Source organism: Williamsia limnetica (genome assembly GCF_003217475.1).
GTDB classification, from domain to species: Bacteria; Actinomycetota; Actinomycetes; order Mycobacteriales; family Mycobacteriaceae; genus Williamsia; species Williamsia limnetica.
This window is the reverse complement of record NZ_QJSP01000008.1, coordinates 139,582-155,294: the sequence shown is the minus strand read 5'-3', so window position 1 is coordinate 155,294 and position 15,713 is coordinate 139,582. Positions and strand designations below refer to the sequence as shown.

Below are 15,713 nucleotides of genomic sequence, written 5' to 3'. Positions count from 1 at the left end.
GGACCATGAACTCCACCCGCCCCCTCCTTCGACGATCTGAGCTGGCAACGCCGGCAACCAACGACCGTATGTTCGCGAAGGCCGCTGCCTCGAATGCCGACCTGGTGTTCCTCGACCTGGAAGATGCTGTGGCACCCGCATTCCGGGAAGAGGCCCGCGGAAAAGCCGTGCACGCCCTGAACGACTACGACTGGGGCTCGACCGCCCGGGCCGTACGCGTCAACGACATCGGGACCAAGTGGGCTCACGGCGACATCATCGAGATCGTCACCGGTGCTCGCGAGAATCTCGACACGATCATCGTGCCCAAGGTGACCTCCGGGCGCGATGTGTGGTGGGTCGATGTGTTGCTGACCCAGCTCGAGACGAATCTCGGTCTGACCAAACAGATTCGCCTCGAAGTGCTGATCGAGGATGTTGCCGGTGTCGCCCATGCCGAGGAGATCGCAACGGCCAGCCCGCGGCTCGATGCGCTGATCTTCGGGGCCGGTGATCTGTCGGTGTCGCAGCGTGCACGAGTGGACACCAACTTCAAACCCCGTGGCGGCTATCCCGGCGATTTTTGGCACTACGCGCGGATGCAGGTCCTCACCGCCGCCCGCATCGCCGGAATCCTCGCCATCGATGCCCCTTATCCGGATTTCAAGGATACCGAGGGTTACGCCGAAGACGCCGGTAACGCAGCCGCTTTGGGGTTCAACGGCAAGTGGGCCATCCATCCGGCACAGATCGACATCGCCAACCGGGTCTACTCGCCGACCGAGGAGGAGATCACCCGCGCCCGGCGCAACATCGAGGCCTATCGTGACGCCGAGTCGCGTGGTCTCGGTGCCACCAGTGTCGACGGTCAACTCGTCGACGCAGCGCATGTGAAGCTCGCGGAGGCAGTACTCGCCCAGGTTCCGGCCGAGTAGTTGCCATGAGACTTCTCGATCGGATTGGTCCGCTGGTGTGCCTCGCTCACCGGCCGGACCCGTCCGGTCTCGGGCCTCCATCGTCGTACACCTGGTTGGTCGGCGAGGCGGACGCGCAGCTACCTGCAGCCGAAAGTCGAATCCAGGCAGTGGATCTCGGAGATGCGCAGGTGCGATCGGCCCGCCTGCGGGACGGCCGCTCGGCGGCTTTGGGGCCACTGCTGCTCGATCTGGACGTAGTCGTCAGCTCTTGCGGCGCGGCTGCGCGGCGGAGCCTCTCGGAGTCGGCGATCCCGCGGCGTCAGGGGGCTCACTACGTTGGAACCGTGGATGGCCTTCTCGGACTCATCGCAGACATCCACGCTCTTCACATCGCCGACGGTGTCGTACTGTTCCCGCTGACGTCACCGAGTTGCTCGGAGTTGCTGCGGCTGCGCGACGTACTCAGCGCGGGATCTGTCGGAACGGTGCGAGAGTACGGCTCTCTGTTGAGAGAATAAGATTCTGCTAGGCTTTCGCCATGGCGAAGAACTCACTGGAATCCTTGTCCGCGGACGCTTTCGCGAACCGAACTGTGTTGATGTCCGGCGGAAGTCGCGGAATCGGATTGGCCATCTCGATCGCTCTTGCCGAGCGCGGCGCCAACATCGTGCTGCTGGCCAAGACCGATACGCCGCATCCGAAACTCCCCGGAACGATCCACACCGCAGTAGACGAGATCCAGGAGAGCGGCGGCAAAGCGGTCGGAGTGGTCGGCGACGTCCGGAATGTCGACGATGTCCAGCGTGCTGTGGACACCGCGGTATCGACATTCGGCGGTATCGACATCGTTGTCCACAACGCCAGCGTCATCAACGAGGCCGGGACGGCCGACCTGCCGCTGAAACGGTATGACCTCATGCAGGGCGTCAATGTCCGGGGCATGTTCGCGCTGACCCAGGCCGCGCTGCCTCATCTGGTGAAATCGCCGAATGCGCATATTCTCTCGATTTCGCCACCGCTGAACATGTCACCGCACTGGCTCGGGAAGTTTCCCGCGTACACACTCTCGAAGTACGGGATGACCGTGCTCGCCCTCGGGTTCGCCAGTGAGTTCGCAGCGCAGGGTATCGCCGTCAACTGCCTGTGGCCCGAGACCACGATCGCAACTGCTGCCGTCAAGAACCTGCAGGTGGATCCCGAAGCGGCCTCGCACGCCCGGGAGCCCGAGGTGATGGCCGATGCCGCCGCACTGGTGTTGGCTCGCAGTGCTGCCGAAACCGGTGAATGTCTGATCGATGCCGACGTGCTCACCGGACATGGCGTGTCTGATCTGTCGGCCTACGGCGGCGTCGAACCACTCGACTACGACTTCTACGTCGATCGCTGACGCGTCGCGGGCTGCCACCACTCAACGCGATTCGATCGGACGTTGTCCGTCAAAGGGTTACATTCTCTCGCAATCAGTATTACATTCTCGTGTATGCGGAAACTATGTTCTACATCAAACGAGAAGTATGTTCGTCCTGACTCGACCCGATCGCGCCGGCGGGTGGGAGCGGCATGAGCGTGATGGTGCCGGACACGCTCGACGAGGCGCTGTCGCCGCAATGGCTCACCGCGGCGCTGCAGCCTCGATTTCCCGGGATCGAGGTGACCCGGGTTGTTCCGGGGCCGGTAGTGGAACGTGTGTCGACGAACGTCCGTTTCACGATCGAATGCGCGGGCGGAGTACCTGACGGATTGTCGAAGGCGCTGTGCGTCAAAGGCTATTTCAGCGACAGGGGTCGAGAGGCCCGCCACGTCGGCGAGCGTGAGGCGTACTTCTATCGGGACCTTGCTCCCGAGAGCGGCGCCAAGACGCTGCGAAGTGTGTACGCGGACTACGACACCACCGCCCGACACGGAGTGGTCATCACCGAGGACGTTGTTGCTGACGGCGGCGAATTCCTGGATGCGGCCAGCGCGTTCACACCAGAGCAGGTCGCCCAGAGCCTCGGTGAGTTCGCGCGCCTGCATGCATCCACGTGGGGTAGCCCGCGCTGGGCGGAGGCGCACTGGCTCGAGCCCCGCCTGGATGGTGCGTTGCGCGCGTGGGGGGTCGAAGCGATCACCGAGCGGGTCGAGGCCAACTTCAGCGGGCCCAATGGGCTCCGGATCCCCACCGAGGTGCGCGATGCGCCGGGACTGGTGCAGGCGTACGTACGTCTGGCCGCGACCTTGACTGCCGAGCACGCGACCTCTGACTGGTGCGTGATCCATGGCGACGCCCATGTGGGGAACCTCTTCCTGGACCCGCAGGGACATCCCAGTCTGGTTGACTGGCAACTCGTTCAGCGCGGCATGTGGTACGTCGACGTCGGGACGCACATCGCGACGGCGCTCACCGTTGCCGATCGTAGAAGCAGTGAGCGCGATCTGCTCGACCACTATCTCGACTGCCTCGACGCCAATGGCGTCCGGCCGCCGTCGCGAGATCTCGCCTGGCGTTCACTGAGCCGCGGCATCGTGAGGGGCTTCTATCTCTGGGGTATCACCGCGCACGTCGACCCGCGCCTGATCGAGATTCTCCTGCATCGTCTGGGGTCTGCCGCCGCCGATCACGATGCCCTGAGTGCCGATCTGTACGCGACGCCCCACTGAGAAGAATGCACCCTCTCACGGCCCCCTCCATCACGAAAGAGTGATTACCCGATGACCACAACGACGCCTGACCGCGCCCGCCTGCGAGAGCTGTTCGACCTCAGGAGCTCGTACAACGCCCTGACCGGAGGGCTCTACGCCGCCGACCCGTATCCGATCTGGCATGAGCTACGGACCACCGGGCCGGTGCACGAGGGAACGGTTCACGAACTCACCGGGCACAGCGAGAACCTGTACTTCCAGGGCCTGCCGTTTCCGGATCGTCCGCACTACTCCGCCTTCAGCTACGAGGCCTGCTTCGAGGCCTTCCGGAACCCGGAGATGTTCGCTTCCTCGTCCGAGCCGGTGGATCCGGTCTCCGGGTCGTACGGGCACAACAACAGCATGCTGACGATGGGGGGCGAGCAACACCACCGCTACCGCGGTCTCGTGCAGCCGTCATTTCTGCCGAACAACGCCAAGTGGTGGATCCGTAATTGGATCGAGGAGTGCGTACACGAGCTTATCGAGGCGTTCTCCGCCGATGGTCACGCCGAACTCAACGTCGATTTCTGCGCCGCCATACCGGTATTGACGATCACCGGTAGCTTCGGCGTGCCCGTCGAGCAGGCGCTCGAGATCAGGGCCTGCCTCAACACCGACCAGGCGCGTGTCATCGAGATCTTGGTGCCGATCGTCGCGGCGCGGCGCAGCGAGCCGCAAGACGACTTGATCAGCGTGCTGGTGCAGGCGGAGTTGACCGATGAGAACGGCGTGACCCAGCGGCTCTCGGACAACGAGATCTACTCGTTCTCCTTGCTCTTGTTGTCGGCAGGTTCGGGGACGACATGGAAGCAGATGGGTATGACGATCACCGCGCTCCTACAGCGTCCCGACGTTCTGGGCGCGGTGCGCGAAGACCGAACACTGGTGAAAGCTGCCATCGAAGAGACCCTGCGCTGGACGCCGACGGACCCGATGTTCTCGCGGTTCGTGACCGAAGACATCGAGTTCTTCGGTAAGGACATCCCGAAAGGTGCGGTGATCCATCTGTGCGTCGGTGCTGCCAATCGCGACCCGGAGCGCTGGGACGATCCGGATGTCTTCGACATCCACCGAAAGAAGCGGCCCACTCTGGCATTCGGCCAGGGAGCGCACATGTGCCTGGGTATGCATGTCGCGCGTGCCGAGATGACCGTTGGACTGAACGCATTGTTGGACCGGTTGCCGAACCTGCGACTCGACGAGACCGCGGAACAACCCGCATTCGTCGGAATGTATGAGCGTGGCGCCACGGCGATTCCGGTGCTGTTCGATGTGACCTGACGCGAAAGTCCCGGTCGGCGCGCACTCGCTGACCGGGGCTCGTGAGCTTTTGGCAGCCAATGCATCAGGGGCCGGTGAGCATGTTTGCTCACCGGCCCCTGATGTCGTCTGGTCCGTGGATGTCAGAGTTGCTTGGCCAGGACCGGCGCGACTTTTGGTACGACCTCCAGCGGGAAGTGGCAGGCCACGAACTGTCCGGGCTTGACCTCGTGCATCTCAGGTTCCTCTGCAGCGCAACGCTCTTGCGCTTTCGGGCATCGGGTGCGGAACCGGCAACCGGTGGGCGGCGACAACGGCGACGGTACATCGCCCTCCAGCGCGGGGCCGGCGAAGCCTTTCTCCGGATCGGTCAGAGGGACCGAGTCGAGCAGTGCCCGGGTGTAGGGGTGGGCTGGATTGTCGTAGATCTCCACGGAGTCACCGAACTCGCACACCTTGCCGAGGTACATGACCATGACGTTGTCGCTCACGGTGCGCACCACGCCCAGGTCGTGGGCTATGAAGACGACGGTGAGGTCGAACTCCTTCTTGAGGTCTTCGATCAGGTTCAGTATCTGAGCCTGAACGGAGACGTCGAGGGCCGACACCGGCTCGTCGCAGATCAGGAGACGGGGATTGAGTGCTAGTGCGCGGGCGATTGCCACACGCTGGGCCTGACCGCCGGACAGGGCACGGGGTAGTACATCCGAGTACCGGTCAGGGGGCAGACCCACCGAGTCGAGAACCTCAGCAGACTTGGTGACTCGTTCTGCCTTCGGTGAACCGGCCACCGCCATGCCCTCGACGACGATCTCCTTGACCGCACGCCGTGGGTTGAGAGAGCTGACGGGATCTTGGAAGATCATCTGCATGTCGCGACGCAGCTTGCGCATGCGCTTCTCGTCGACCTTGTCGATCCAATCGTCGCCGAATCTGATGTGACCGGCGGTCACCCGATCGAGACGAAGGATGGCGCGTCCGGTCGTCGATTTCCCGCACCCGGATTCGCCGACAATGCCCAGTGTTTCACCGGGCATGACGTCGAAACTGATGCGAGAGACCGCCTGCACAGTGCCCGCGCGGGTCGGGTATTCGACGACGAGGTCCTGCACACTCAGGAGTGCCTCGTCGCCGCGAAGATGGGCGCTTCCGCTGCCGGCCATGGTGTTACCTTCCGGAGAGGGTCAAGGTCTTGATGGGCGTGGGGGTGACCGGGTGCAGGCAGGCGACGCTGTGGTCGGTGCCTACTGACGCCAACTCGGGCCCCGGCGTCAGACAGTCGTCCTGGGCATGAGTGCAACGCGGCGCGAACCTGCAGCCGGTCGGAGGTGAGGTGGGGTCGGGCAGTGACCCCGAGATGACCCGCAGAGGTGCGTGTCGCGCGTGATCGATGGTGGGCGTGGCGCCCAGTAGCGCGTGCGTGTAGCGATGCCGCGGTTCATCGAAGACCTCACGGGTCGAACCGACCTCGGCGAGTCGACCGGAGTACATCACCGACACCCGATCGGTTCTCCCGGCCACGACCGCGAGGTCATGGCTGATCAACATCATGGCCATGTCGCGCTCGCGCTGGACCTTGCGTAGGAGATCGAGGATTTGCCGCTGGATCGTCACGTCGAGCGCGGTGGTCGGTTCATCCGCGATGAGCAACTCCGGCTCGCAGGCCAGTGAGATGGCGATCATCACGCGCTGGCGCATGCCGCCGGACATTTCGTGCGGATAGTTCCGCAAACGCCGCTCCGGATCGGGCACCCCGACCTCCTGCAGGAGGCGAAGTGCCCGATCATGGGCTTCGGAGCGACCCACCCCGAGGTGGCGCCGCATGCCCTCGGTGAGCTGACGCTCGACGCGGACAACGGGGTTGAGCGAACGGCCCGGATCCTGGAACACCATCGCGATCTGGTTTCCCCAGATCTCGAGTTTGTCTTTCTTGCTCAGCGCCAGTAGATCCCGGCCGCCGAATGTCACCACGCCCGATCGTGCCGAGCGGGGTGGCATCAGGCCCATGATGGCTCGTGCCATCACCGACTTGCCTGAGCCGGACTCACCGACGATCCCGAGTGCCTGCCCTTTGTCGAGGGTCAGTGAGACGTCGTCCACGGCGCGAACTGTGCCGCGTGCGGTGCCGATGTATGCACGTAGATTCTGCACTTCGAGCAGTGGCTCAACGTTCATGGCGATCCGGCCCTTTCTTTGGCTGTCGGTCAGTTCATCCAGATGTTCTCGGGCAACGGTGACCCGAGGGTGTAGAGATCGACACCACTCACGTTCTTGGCGTACACCACCGACGGAATGGCTCGGGAGTACCAGACGCCCGGGACGATCTCGGCGATGCGTTCCTGGACGGTGTTGTACGAGTCCTTACGTGCCTGGACATCCTGCTCGATACGTCCGGCATCAAGGGCTGCGTCGAGTTCAGGATCATTTGTTCCGACGAAGTTTCCGGGCGACTTGGAGTGGAAGGCGGTCCACAGCGGGAAATCCGGGTCCTGGATCACGGCCGACGAGATGATCATGTCGAAGTCTCGTGCTCCCGCACGGGCAGTTGCGGCACCGAAGTCGACGACCTCGATCTTGACCTCGACGTTGTCGTAGCCACTGAGCTGTGTCTGCAATCCCTCTGCGAGGGTACGGCTCTCGGTGGTCGGGTACGACAGGAACGTGAAGGACACCGGCTTTCCTTCAGCAGCGAGCTCGTTGAAGAGCTGTTGCGCTTCGTCCTTGTTCGACTGCTGGAGTGCGACATCGGTGAAGAACGGTGACTGCTCGTCGAAAAGGGTCTCCGGGACGGTTCCTTCGCCGTTGTAGACGATGGTGTTCAGCCCGGCGACATCGGTGGCCAGGGCGACCGCCTTGCGTGCTCGCTGGTCGTTGAAGGGCGCACGGCGTTCGTTCATGCCCATGTACTGCCCGCCGCCGGTCGGAACAACCTCGGTCTTGAGGCCCGCCGCCTGCGCCTTGTTGATGCTGGCCTGGTTGGTCTCCGAGCTCAGATCAGCTGCGCCGGTGGTCATGGTGCTCGCGCGGGTGTTGCTGTCCGCGACGGTCACGACGGTGATCTTGTCGAGGTACGGCTTCGGTGCGTCGTAGTATGCGGGGTTCTTCTCCATGTCGATCGAAGCCTGGCGGGTCCAATTGGTCAGTTTGAACGGGCCTGCGCCGACGGGATTCTGGTCGAACGACTCGCGGCCCTTCTGCAGAGCGGCGGGGGATGCGATCCAGTTGAGTGCGCCCGCGACGAGCGACTCGGCGAAATGCGGATTCGGCGCGGCCAGGGTCACTTTCAGGTTGGTCGGGTCGACCACCTCGGTGTTCGCGACCTGGATGGCCTGGCGGATCGACGTCGAACCGAGCGAGGGGTCCTTGAGCCGGTCCCAGTTGAACTTGACTGCAGCCGCATCGAGCGGAGTGCCGTCGGTGAACTTCAGATCAGGCCGCAGGGCAAGGTTGAAGGTCTGCCCGTTGTCGGTGGTGGAGAAGTCTGTCGCCATCTTGTACTCGATGGTGAAGTTCTCGATGTTGTTGATCATCAGCGTGCCGTACAGGCCGTTGCCGACAACAGGCTGATGCGCCCAGGTGTTGGAGAGCGCTGCCGGGTCGAGTGATCGCGGTTCTCCGGTCTGGATGACCCGCAGGGTGCCACCTGGAACCGGTTCGCCCTCGTCCTCCGCCGATGTTCCGGTGCTGTTGCCGCCGCCACCGCATGCGGTGAGGAAGACGAGCAGGGCGGCGGAGAAGATCACGGCGAGATAGTGCGTTATTCGTCTGGGGCGGAACATGTTGACCTCTCGAAAATGAGCCTCGGTGAAGCTCGGGTGGATCGCTTGGTGCGTGGGACTTTCAGCGCTGAAGGGTTTTGTCGAACTTGGTGCGCAGGTGATCGCCGAGTTGATTGAGGGCGAAGACGGTGAAGAAGATGGCCAGGGCGGGAACGAAGACCAGATGTGGCGACGTCGAGAGGGCGTCTTTGCCTTCGCTGATCATCCCTCCCCAGCTCGGGGTGGGCGGCGGGATGCCGAGCCCGAGGAAGCTCAGCGAACCCTCGGCGACGATCAGCGCGGCCATCACGATCGGCAGGTACGCCGCCAGCGGTGCGATCACGTTGGGCAGAATCTCCTTGAACAAGATTCGGGAGTGTCCTGCACCCATGTTCCTGGCGGCCCGGACGAACTCGCGTGACGACCAAGCCATCGCGTTGGCCCGGGACAATCGGATGAAAGCCGGGATGACGACGAGGGTGAGTCCCAGCAAGATCGTCTTAGCGCTCGGTTCGAGTATCGATGCCAGCGCGAGCAGCAGGATCAAGGGCGGAAAGGCCAGCATCGCATCGGCGAGCAGTGAGATGCCATTGTCCAGATGACGCCCGAAGTAGCCGCCGATCAGACCGATCAGCGAGCCGATGATGAAGCCGAACAGACCGGCGAGGGTTCCGACGACAAGTGAGACCCGGGCCCCGTAGATGATCCGGGAGAGTTCGGAACGGCCGAAAGTGTCTGTGCCCAGCAGCAGGTCGAGCGAACCGAACGAAGGGCCGAGGCGAGGTGCACCCACCGGCGTCTCGTACGGGGCGATCGGTAGCAGGTTCGCGAAGCAGGCGGCGAGGATGAGGGCGGCGAGCCAGCCGATGGACAGGATCACGAGGATGGATCGCCGTTGGCGTACCACCGGGACCACGAGTGCGGGAGCGGCCAGCTCTTCGCTGTCGGATGGATCGGCCGGCTTCTTGGCGAGGATGTCGGTCATGCTGTTGCCGCCACCTTTCTGACGCGAGGATCGATGAGGCCGTAACTGAGATCGACGATGGTGTTGATACCGACGTAGACGACGGCGATGAAGACCACGATTCCCTGGACCATGATCAGGTCTCGGTTGGTGATCGAGGAGGCGATGAGCTGTCCCAGGCCGGGTAGCCCGAACAGGGTCTCGACGATCACGGTTCCGCCGATGAGCCGTCCGAGGTTCATACCGGCCAGGGTGATCAGTGAGAAGGACGACGGGCGGAATGCGTGCCGGAACATGACGTATGTGCCCGACATGCCCTTCGCGCGGGCCGCTGCGATGTAGTCCTCGCCGAGGGTCGAGATCAGGTCGGTGCGGAGCAGGCGGTGGAACGAGGCGATTTCGGTGAGGGCAATCGCGATCGCCGGTAGGAAGGCACTCTGCAGATTGGGGCCGAGTCCCTCACTGATGTCCGACCATCCGATGACAGGGAAGATCTGGAGCTGGATGGCGAAGAAGTAGATGAGGATCGGGCCGGCGATGAAGGCGGGGACCGAGAGGAACACTGCCGACAGCGCATTGGTGCCGCGGTCGAGCATGGAGCCGGGTCGAGATGCTGAGATGACGCCCATCAGGACTGCGACGGCAAGCGCGATGAGCAAGCCGAGTGCAGCGAGTTCCAAGGTGACCGGGAGGCGCTCCATGATTGCGTCGGTCACCGATTGATTGGTGAGCGGTGAGGAACCGAGATCACCCTGTACGGCGTTCTTGAGCCAGTCGAAGTACTGCATCCAGATGGACTGGTCGAGTCCGAGCTGCGCGTCCATTTCGGCCACTGCCTCGGGGGTGGCGTTCTCCCCGAGAATCACCTCGGACGCAGACCCCGGAGCGAGGCTCAGCAGAGCCACCACCGCGATGGTCACCAACAAGACCACGGCGATGCTGCGTCCTAGACGCGTCGCAACTGTGAGAAGCATTGATAGTCAACTTTCGTCCTGCACGATGGGGCTGAGAACTTCGACGCCTCGCATCGGCTACGAGGATCGTCTACACGCGTGGAGGGGGCTGTGCTCCACGACGGTTGTGGCGTGTGCCGCTTCATCTAACGGTTGTGAGTAACGCCGCATTGACAAGCGGCTGTGACACCACTGTATGGAGTAACGGACATCAAAGGCAAGACCTGAGCGACATTAATGTGTTCACATCCGACGCCCTATGATGCGGAGGCCGTCTGCCGCGCTTGGTTTGTGAGCGAGTGACCGCTCCCTTTGGTCTCGAAATCTACAGTAGCGCAATATGTTACGAGATAATTGGAATCGCGTTCCGGTCTCGGGAATCATATCGATGTGCATTCTCGTGGCATCGCGATGTACGCGATTCGCCGAATATGTTTACTCGCCGTCACCACAAATATGACGACGAGCAGGAGTGAACAACTGTATGCGACAGCATGATTCGGTGAATTATCCAGATGCCGAATCGAACCTCGACATCTGGTCATCGAAGAGTGTCATCGAAGAGCGTTCAATGGCAACATGTTTGGGGTTTGGCGGCGGCGGATCGTGCTGCCATGCCTGGGTGCGATCAGTTCCTAGTCATATTGCACCTTGATGGACGGGGTATCGGGTACGGCCTGGCACGTGAGGACCATGCCGTCGGCGATCTCGTCGTCGTCGAGCGCGTTGTTGGCACGCATCGTCGCGCTTCCCTCGAGTACTTCGGCGATGCAGGTTGCGCAGTTGCCGGACTCGCACGAGAAGGGGGGTGACAGCCCGGCCCGGCGAGCGCTGTCGAGGATCGTCTCGCCCTCCTTGCGGGCGATCTCCACCTTCTTGCGTCCGAGCTGGATCTTGACCGTCCCCAACTCGGCGGCGCCTGTCGCGCCGGTGGCGGGTGTGATGGAATCGGGCGAAGGCTGATCCTCGGCACCGGGGATGGATTGCGCGGCGGCACCGAACTTCTCGGCGAAGACTCGGCCGGGTCCTGGCAGGGCCTCTTCGACGATGGCCATGAAGGGTTCGGGGCCGCAGAGGTAGTGATCGCCTTCGGCGTCGTCGCCTATGAACGCCAGCACCTTGGCGGCATCGAGGTACCCGTCTTCGACGTCGTAGCTGTGTGTCACCGACAGCCGGCCGGGGTACTGGGCGACGAGCTCATCGAGGGCGGTGTCGAATATCGCCGACGCGCGATCGCGATCGGCGCACAGTAGACGTACTCGACGATCGGTGGTCGCGAGCGCGCTCTTGGCCAGAGAGAGGATCGGGGTGATACCGCTGCCGCCGCTGAAGCCGAGTAGTGGCACCGTCGTCTCGTTCAGGCAGAACAGGCCGGCGGGTCGCGTCAGCTCGACTGTGTCGCCTTCGCTGATGTTGTCGTGCATCCAGTTCGACACCTTGCCGCCGGGAACGCGTTTGACCGTGGTCATGAGTTCGGTGTCGGTATCGGGTGAACTCGACATCGAGTAGGAACGGAACAGTTCTTGCCCGTCGACATTCACCTTGAATGTGCAGAACTGGCCGGCCCGATAGGAGAAGGAACCTTCCTCTGGGGCGAGCACGTATGTTCGGGCGTCAGCGGTCTCCTTGACGATCCTCGTCACGGTCGCGCGCTGGAACAACGGGGGCCTCGCCATGAGCCACCTCCTTCTTGGTTCGCCGACCCTGCGGTCTGTGGTACTCGTATTCTACTAGATGAGAATAACATTCTTCTAGATGAGCTAGGATCTTCTCAGTATCAGATCGATGACGCTTTTGCCGCGGGCGCCGACATCACGCGCCCGGTGAGGATGACCACATGGACGGGCCCACTGCCCTGGTGTTCGAGCAGCAGGAGTTCACACTCCGGCAGCTCGATCGCCTGACGGCCGGTCTGGCTGCGAGGTTGAGCGATCGCGGGGTCTCCACCGGTGCCCGGGTCGCCCTCATGTCGTCGAACCGGCCCGAGTTCGCCGTGGCCGTGCGGGCCATCTGGCGGCTCGGCGCCACGGTGGTACTGCTCAGTCCGGCGTACAAGCGTGGCGAGATCGAGCACGCGGTCGAGGTCACCAGCGTGTCCCACGCGGTGGGCGACAGTGCTCTGCTGGCCGGCCTCATGCCGATGATCGATCTGGACGAACCGATCGAGACCGACGATACGTACGTCGCCGATGGCGAGCCGGAAGAACCCAATCCGAATGCCGACGCGGTGCTGGTCTTCAGCTCCGGAACGACCGGGATGCCCAAAGCCGTGCGCCACACCCACGCGTCTTTCGGTGCCGCGGTACGACACTGGCGAGGCGCCCTCGGACTGACCGCCGATGATCGGACACAGATAGTCACCCCGCCATCACACATCCTCGGCTTGCTCAACCTCATGACGGCATTCGAGGTGGGAGCCCAGGTTCGTTTGCATCGCCGGTTCGACCTGGACTCGATGTTGCGGCACATCGAATCCGATCGGATCACCATCGAGATGGTGGTCGCGCCGATCGCGCTGGCGATCGCGGATCACCCGCATCTGGAGTCGTACGATCTGTCGTCTCTGCGGTACATGATGTGGGGTGCTACGCCGGTCACCCCGAGCGTCGCCGAGACGATCACGAGGAGAACCGGCGTCCCGTGGGTTCCCGCGTACGGTGCCAGCGAACTGCCGGTGATCACCTGTAACCCCATCGACGGTGGCGCGCGTCTCGACAGCGTCGGGCGTGCGGTGCCCGGGGTGCGGCTGCGAGTGGTCGATCTCGAGTCCGGCAGACAGCTCGAAACCGGGGAAACCGGTGAGATCCAGGCCCGATCGCCGTCGTTGATGGCCGGCTACCTGCCGAACGAGGCGAGGGCCGAAGCGTTCAGTGACAACTGGTATCGCACCGGCGACGTCGGTGCGATCGATGCGGATGGCTGGGTGAAGCTCACCGATCGATACAAGGAAATGATCAAAGTCAAGGGCTTTCAGTGCGCCCCGGCCGAGATCGAGGCTGTATTGCACGGCCACCCGGCGGTCGTTGATTGCGCCGTGTTCGGTGTGCCCGACGCCGTGACCGGCGAAGCGATTGTGGCGGCCGTCGCGGTCGCAGGGACGGTCGAGGCGACCGAGCTCATGGACCGGGTCGGCGAACGACTCGCGTCCTACAAGCGGCCGGCAGAAATCGTGTTCGTAACCGAAATTCCGCGCCTGCCATCCGGCAAGGTGCTGCGCCGAGTGCTGAAGGAGCGCTATGGACGTACGTCTGACCAGTGAACAGCGGCAATTGCGAGATGCCGCGTCCAAACTCGCCGACGATCTGGGACCATCCTCGGTCTCCGAACTCGACGACGAGACCCGCATCGTCCGACTGGAGAAGGTGGTCGACAGCACAGGCTGGAGAGACCTCCGGTCCGACGGAGCATCGGCCGTCGAGGTCGCCATTGTCGTCGAGGAGTTCGCTCGCGGTTTGGTGGACGTCCCATTCGTGGGACCGGTGCTCGCGGACGACGCGTTGCGACATGTCGCCGAAGGTCCGCACAGGTACGCAATGGTCGTCGATGGCGCGGCCTTCGATGCCCGCGGGTTCGATCGTGGAGTGGTGCTCGACGGCAACGACGTGAACGCAGTTGATCTCGGCCTCGCTGTCGAGGGCGTCGACCTGACGAGGCGCAGTGCACCTGTTGCGGGTGCGGCGAAGTCGCTCGGGGAGCTCACGGAAGAGCAGACCCAGCGCCATCACGCACTGTCGCTGGTGACCACCTGCGCCGAACTCGTCGGCGCATCCCGGGGCGCGCACGCCACGGCGGTCGAGTACGCCAAGATCCGTGAGCAATACGGGAACACGATCGGCTCGTATCAGGCGGTCGCTCATCTGCTGGCCGAGGGGCTGGCGCTGATCGAGGGTTCGATCAGCGTCCTGCGCCACGCGGCCTGGGCCGTCGATGAGCTAGAGCCTGAAGAGGCGATCAAGGCTGCCACGATCGCGAAGCTCTACTGCGCTCGCACCGCCAGAACGGTGTGCGAGACGGCGATACAGGTACACGGCGGTATCGGAAACACCTGGGAATGCCTGGTGCACGTGTACCTGCGACGGTCGCTGACATCCACCGAACTGTTCCCAGTCAGCCTGGAGGAGATCCACATTGGACTACCGTGATACACCCGACGAGGCCGCGTTCCGTGACCGGATGCGTGCCTGGCTCGAAGAGCGAAAAGGTACGTTTGCGACCTCCGGAGACGAGTACTTCACCCGCATGGGTGAATGGCACCGCGCCCTGTACGAGGCCGGCTTCTTTGGCCTGAGTTGGCCGAAAGAGTATGGCGGCCAGGGCCTTGCGCCGGTCTACGATGTGATACTCGACGAGGAACTGGCTCGTGCGGCGTTCCCGCCGCGGCCGAGCCTGGGTTACCTGGTTGTCGGTCTTGGCCACCACGGCAGCGACGAGATCCGAAAGCGGTTCGTGCCGGGCATGATCAACGGTACCGAGCGGTGGTGTCAGGGCTTCTCCGAGCCCGGCGCCGGGTCTGATCTTGCCTCGCTGACCACAACGGCCACCCGCGACGGGGACGACTATGTTCTGCACGGCCACAAGGTCTGGACAAGTTACTCCGACAATGCGGATTGGTGTCTGCTGCTGGCCCGGACCGACAAAGAAGTGGCTCGGCACAAGGGCATATCGGGCTTCATCGTCCCCATGAAGCAGGCGGGAATCGAACAACGCCCGCTGAAGATGATCAGCGGCGTCACCACCGAGTTCGGGCAGGTGCTGTTCGACGGTGCGCGGGTCCCTGCCGCCAACATGGTTGGGGCGCCGGGCGAAGGTTGGAAGCTGGCCATGACCGTGGTCGGGCACGAACGAGAACCGTCCACTCTCGGTTTCGCCGCTCGCTACAGCAAACTCGTCAACCAGATCGCTGCGAAGTCCGAGGGCAAGCCGTCCGCTGATCTTGCCTGGGCGGCAGTCGAAACGGAGATGTTGCGGTTGCATGTGCGACGCAGGTTGTCCGAGCAGCTCGACGGCGTGCAGCACACCTCGGACGGTTCACTGGACAAGCTCTTGATGACCTGGGTGGAGCAGGCTGTCGGTCATGCGGCGCTGGATGTGGTCGGGACGAAGGATCCAGAACTGCTCAGCGCCTATCTCTACAGCCGCGCCCAGAGTGTCATGGGTGGCACGTCGCAGATTCAGAAGAACATCATCGCTTCACGAATTCTAGGATTGGGAGTTTGAC

14 protein-coding genes are annotated in these 15,713 nt (G+C 63.2%); 8 read left to right on the top strand and 6 right to left on the bottom strand.

Features of this window, described 5'->3' with window-relative positions:
* Nucleotides 1-5 precede the first annotated feature (5 nt).
* The 5 genes from DFR67_RS14810 to DFR67_RS14790 all read left to right on the top strand — a co-directional run bounded on the left by DFR67_RS14810 (nt 6) and on the right by DFR67_RS14790 (nt 4,841).
* Nucleotides 6-914, top strand: coding sequence for an HpcH/HpaI aldolase/citrate lyase family protein (locus tag DFR67_RS14810; protein ID WP_110470272.1), 909 nt, complete (start codon nt 6-8; stop codon nt 912-914).
* 5 nt (nt 915-919) lie between these two features.
* Nucleotides 920-1,414 carry a hypothetical protein gene (locus tag DFR67_RS14805; protein ID WP_110470271.1) on the top strand — a complete coding sequence of 165 codons (495 nt, stop codon included), beginning with the start codon at nt 920-922 and terminating at the stop codon, nt 1,412-1,414.
* 44 nt (nt 1,415-1,458) lie between these two features.
* On the top strand, nt 1,459-2,283 hold the full coding sequence (locus tag DFR67_RS14800) for an SDR family oxidoreductase (RefSeq protein ID WP_425451287.1): 825 nt from the start codon (nt 1,459-1,461) through the stop codon (nt 2,281-2,283).
* A gap of 173 nt (nt 2,284-2,456) precedes the next feature.
* Complete coding sequence (locus DFR67_RS14795) at nt 2,457-3,536, top strand: phosphotransferase family protein (RefSeq protein ID WP_110470269.1); 1,080 nt, start codon at nt 2,457-2,459, stop codon at nt 3,534-3,536.
* A 51-nt stretch (nt 3,537-3,587) separates the two neighbouring features.
* On the top strand, nt 3,588-4,841 hold the full coding sequence (locus DFR67_RS14790; protein ID WP_110470268.1) for a cytochrome P450: 1,254 nt from the start codon (nt 3,588-3,590) through the stop codon (nt 4,839-4,841).
* 122 nt (nt 4,842-4,963) lie between these two features.
* On the opposite strand, the gene DFR67_RS14785 is transcribed toward DFR67_RS14790, so the two are convergent.
* The 6 genes from DFR67_RS14785 to DFR67_RS14760 form a co-directional block, all read right to left on the bottom strand.
* Nucleotides 4,964-5,983, bottom strand: coding sequence for an ABC transporter ATP-binding protein (locus DFR67_RS14785; protein ID WP_110470267.1), 1,020 nt, complete (start codon nt 5,981-5,983; stop codon nt 4,964-4,966).
* A 4-nt stretch (nt 5,984-5,987) separates the two neighbouring features.
* Nucleotides 5,988-6,995: an ABC transporter ATP-binding protein gene (locus DFR67_RS14780; protein ID WP_110470266.1), complete on the bottom strand. Its 1,008-nt coding sequence runs from the start codon at nt 6,993-6,995 to the stop codon at nt 5,988-5,990.
* Between the two features lie 29 nt (nt 6,996-7,024).
* Nucleotides 7,025-8,563, bottom strand: coding sequence for an ABC transporter substrate-binding protein (locus tag DFR67_RS14775; RefSeq protein WP_342766734.1), 1,539 nt, complete (start codon nt 8,561-8,563; stop codon nt 7,025-7,027).
* A 97-nt stretch (nt 8,564-8,660) separates the two neighbouring features.
* A complete protein-coding gene (locus DFR67_RS14770; protein WP_110470264.1) occupies nt 8,661-9,563 on the bottom strand; it encodes an ABC transporter permease in 903 nt (300 codons plus the stop codon).
* Complete coding sequence (locus tag DFR67_RS14765; RefSeq protein ID WP_110470263.1) at nt 9,560-10,516, bottom strand: ABC transporter permease; 957 nt, start codon at nt 10,514-10,516, stop codon at nt 9,560-9,562. The genes DFR67_RS14770 and DFR67_RS14765 overlap by 4 nt, the downstream gene beginning before the upstream one ends.
* A gap of 614 nt (nt 10,517-11,130) precedes the next feature.
* Nucleotides 11,131-12,171, bottom strand: coding sequence for a ferredoxin--NADP reductase (locus DFR67_RS14760; RefSeq protein ID WP_110470262.1), 1,041 nt, complete (start codon nt 12,169-12,171; stop codon nt 11,131-11,133).
* Nucleotides 12,172-12,332: 161 nt separating this feature from the next.
* On the opposite strand from DFR67_RS14760, the gene DFR67_RS14755 reads away from it, so the two are divergent.
* Genes DFR67_RS14755 through DFR67_RS14745 form a run of 3 tightly spaced genes read left to right on the top strand, consistent with a single transcriptional unit; the run spans nt 12,333 to nt 15,712 of the window.
* Nucleotides 12,333-13,754 (top strand): class I adenylate-forming enzyme family protein, encoded by a 1,422-nt coding sequence (locus tag DFR67_RS14755; protein ID WP_110470261.1) that lies wholly within the window; start codon nt 12,333-12,335, stop codon nt 13,752-13,754.
* Nucleotides 13,732-14,637 (top strand): acyl-CoA dehydrogenase family protein, encoded by a 906-nt coding sequence (locus DFR67_RS14750; RefSeq protein WP_110470260.1) that lies wholly within the window; start codon nt 13,732-13,734, stop codon nt 14,635-14,637. The genes DFR67_RS14755 and DFR67_RS14750 overlap by 23 nt, the downstream gene beginning before the upstream one ends.
* The gene (locus tag DFR67_RS14745; RefSeq protein WP_110470259.1) at nt 14,624-15,712 is read left to right on the top strand and encodes an acyl-CoA dehydrogenase family protein; all 1,089 of its coding nucleotides are present in this window, start codon (nt 14,624-14,626) and stop codon (nt 15,710-15,712) included. The genes DFR67_RS14750 and DFR67_RS14745 overlap by 14 nt, the downstream gene beginning before the upstream one ends.
* Nucleotide 15,713 lies beyond the last annotated feature (1 nt).

Coding starts and splice junctions, on each gene's coding strand:
- DFR67_RS14755 (WP_110470261.1), top strand. CDS start 12,333: ATGGACGGGCCCACTGCCCTGGTGTTCGAGCAGCAGGAGTTCACACTC.
- DFR67_RS14785 (WP_110470267.1), bottom strand. CDS start 5,983: ATGGCCGGCAGCGGAAGCGCCCATCTTCGCGGCGACGAGGCACTCCTG.
- DFR67_RS14790 (WP_110470268.1), top strand. CDS start 3,588: ATGACCACAACGACGCCTGACCGCGCCCGCCTGCGAGAGCTGTTCGAC.
- DFR67_RS14805 (WP_110470271.1), top strand. CDS start 920: ATGAGACTTCTCGATCGGATTGGTCCGCTGGTGTGCCTCGCTCACCGG.
- DFR67_RS14765 (WP_110470263.1), bottom strand. CDS start 10,516: ATGCTTCTCACAGTTGCGACGCGTCTAGGACGCAGCATCGCCGTGGTC.
- DFR67_RS14795 (WP_110470269.1), top strand. CDS start 2,457: ATGAGCGTGATGGTGCCGGACACGCTCGACGAGGCGCTGTCGCCGCAA.
- DFR67_RS14750 (WP_110470260.1), top strand. CDS start 13,732: ATGGACGTACGTCTGACCAGTGAACAGCGGCAATTGCGAGATGCCGCG.
- DFR67_RS14770 (WP_110470264.1), bottom strand. CDS start 9,563: ATGACCGACATCCTCGCCAAGAAGCCGGCCGATCCATCCGACAGCGAA.
- DFR67_RS14760 (WP_110470262.1), bottom strand. CDS start 12,171: ATGGCGAGGCCCCCGTTGTTCCAGCGCGCGACCGTGACGAGGATCGTC.
- DFR67_RS14780 (WP_110470266.1), bottom strand. CDS start 6,995: ATGAACGTTGAGCCACTGCTCGAAGTGCAGAATCTACGTGCATACATC.
- DFR67_RS14810 (WP_110470272.1), top strand. CDS start 6: ATGAACTCCACCCGCCCCCTCCTTCGACGATCTGAGCTGGCAACGCCG.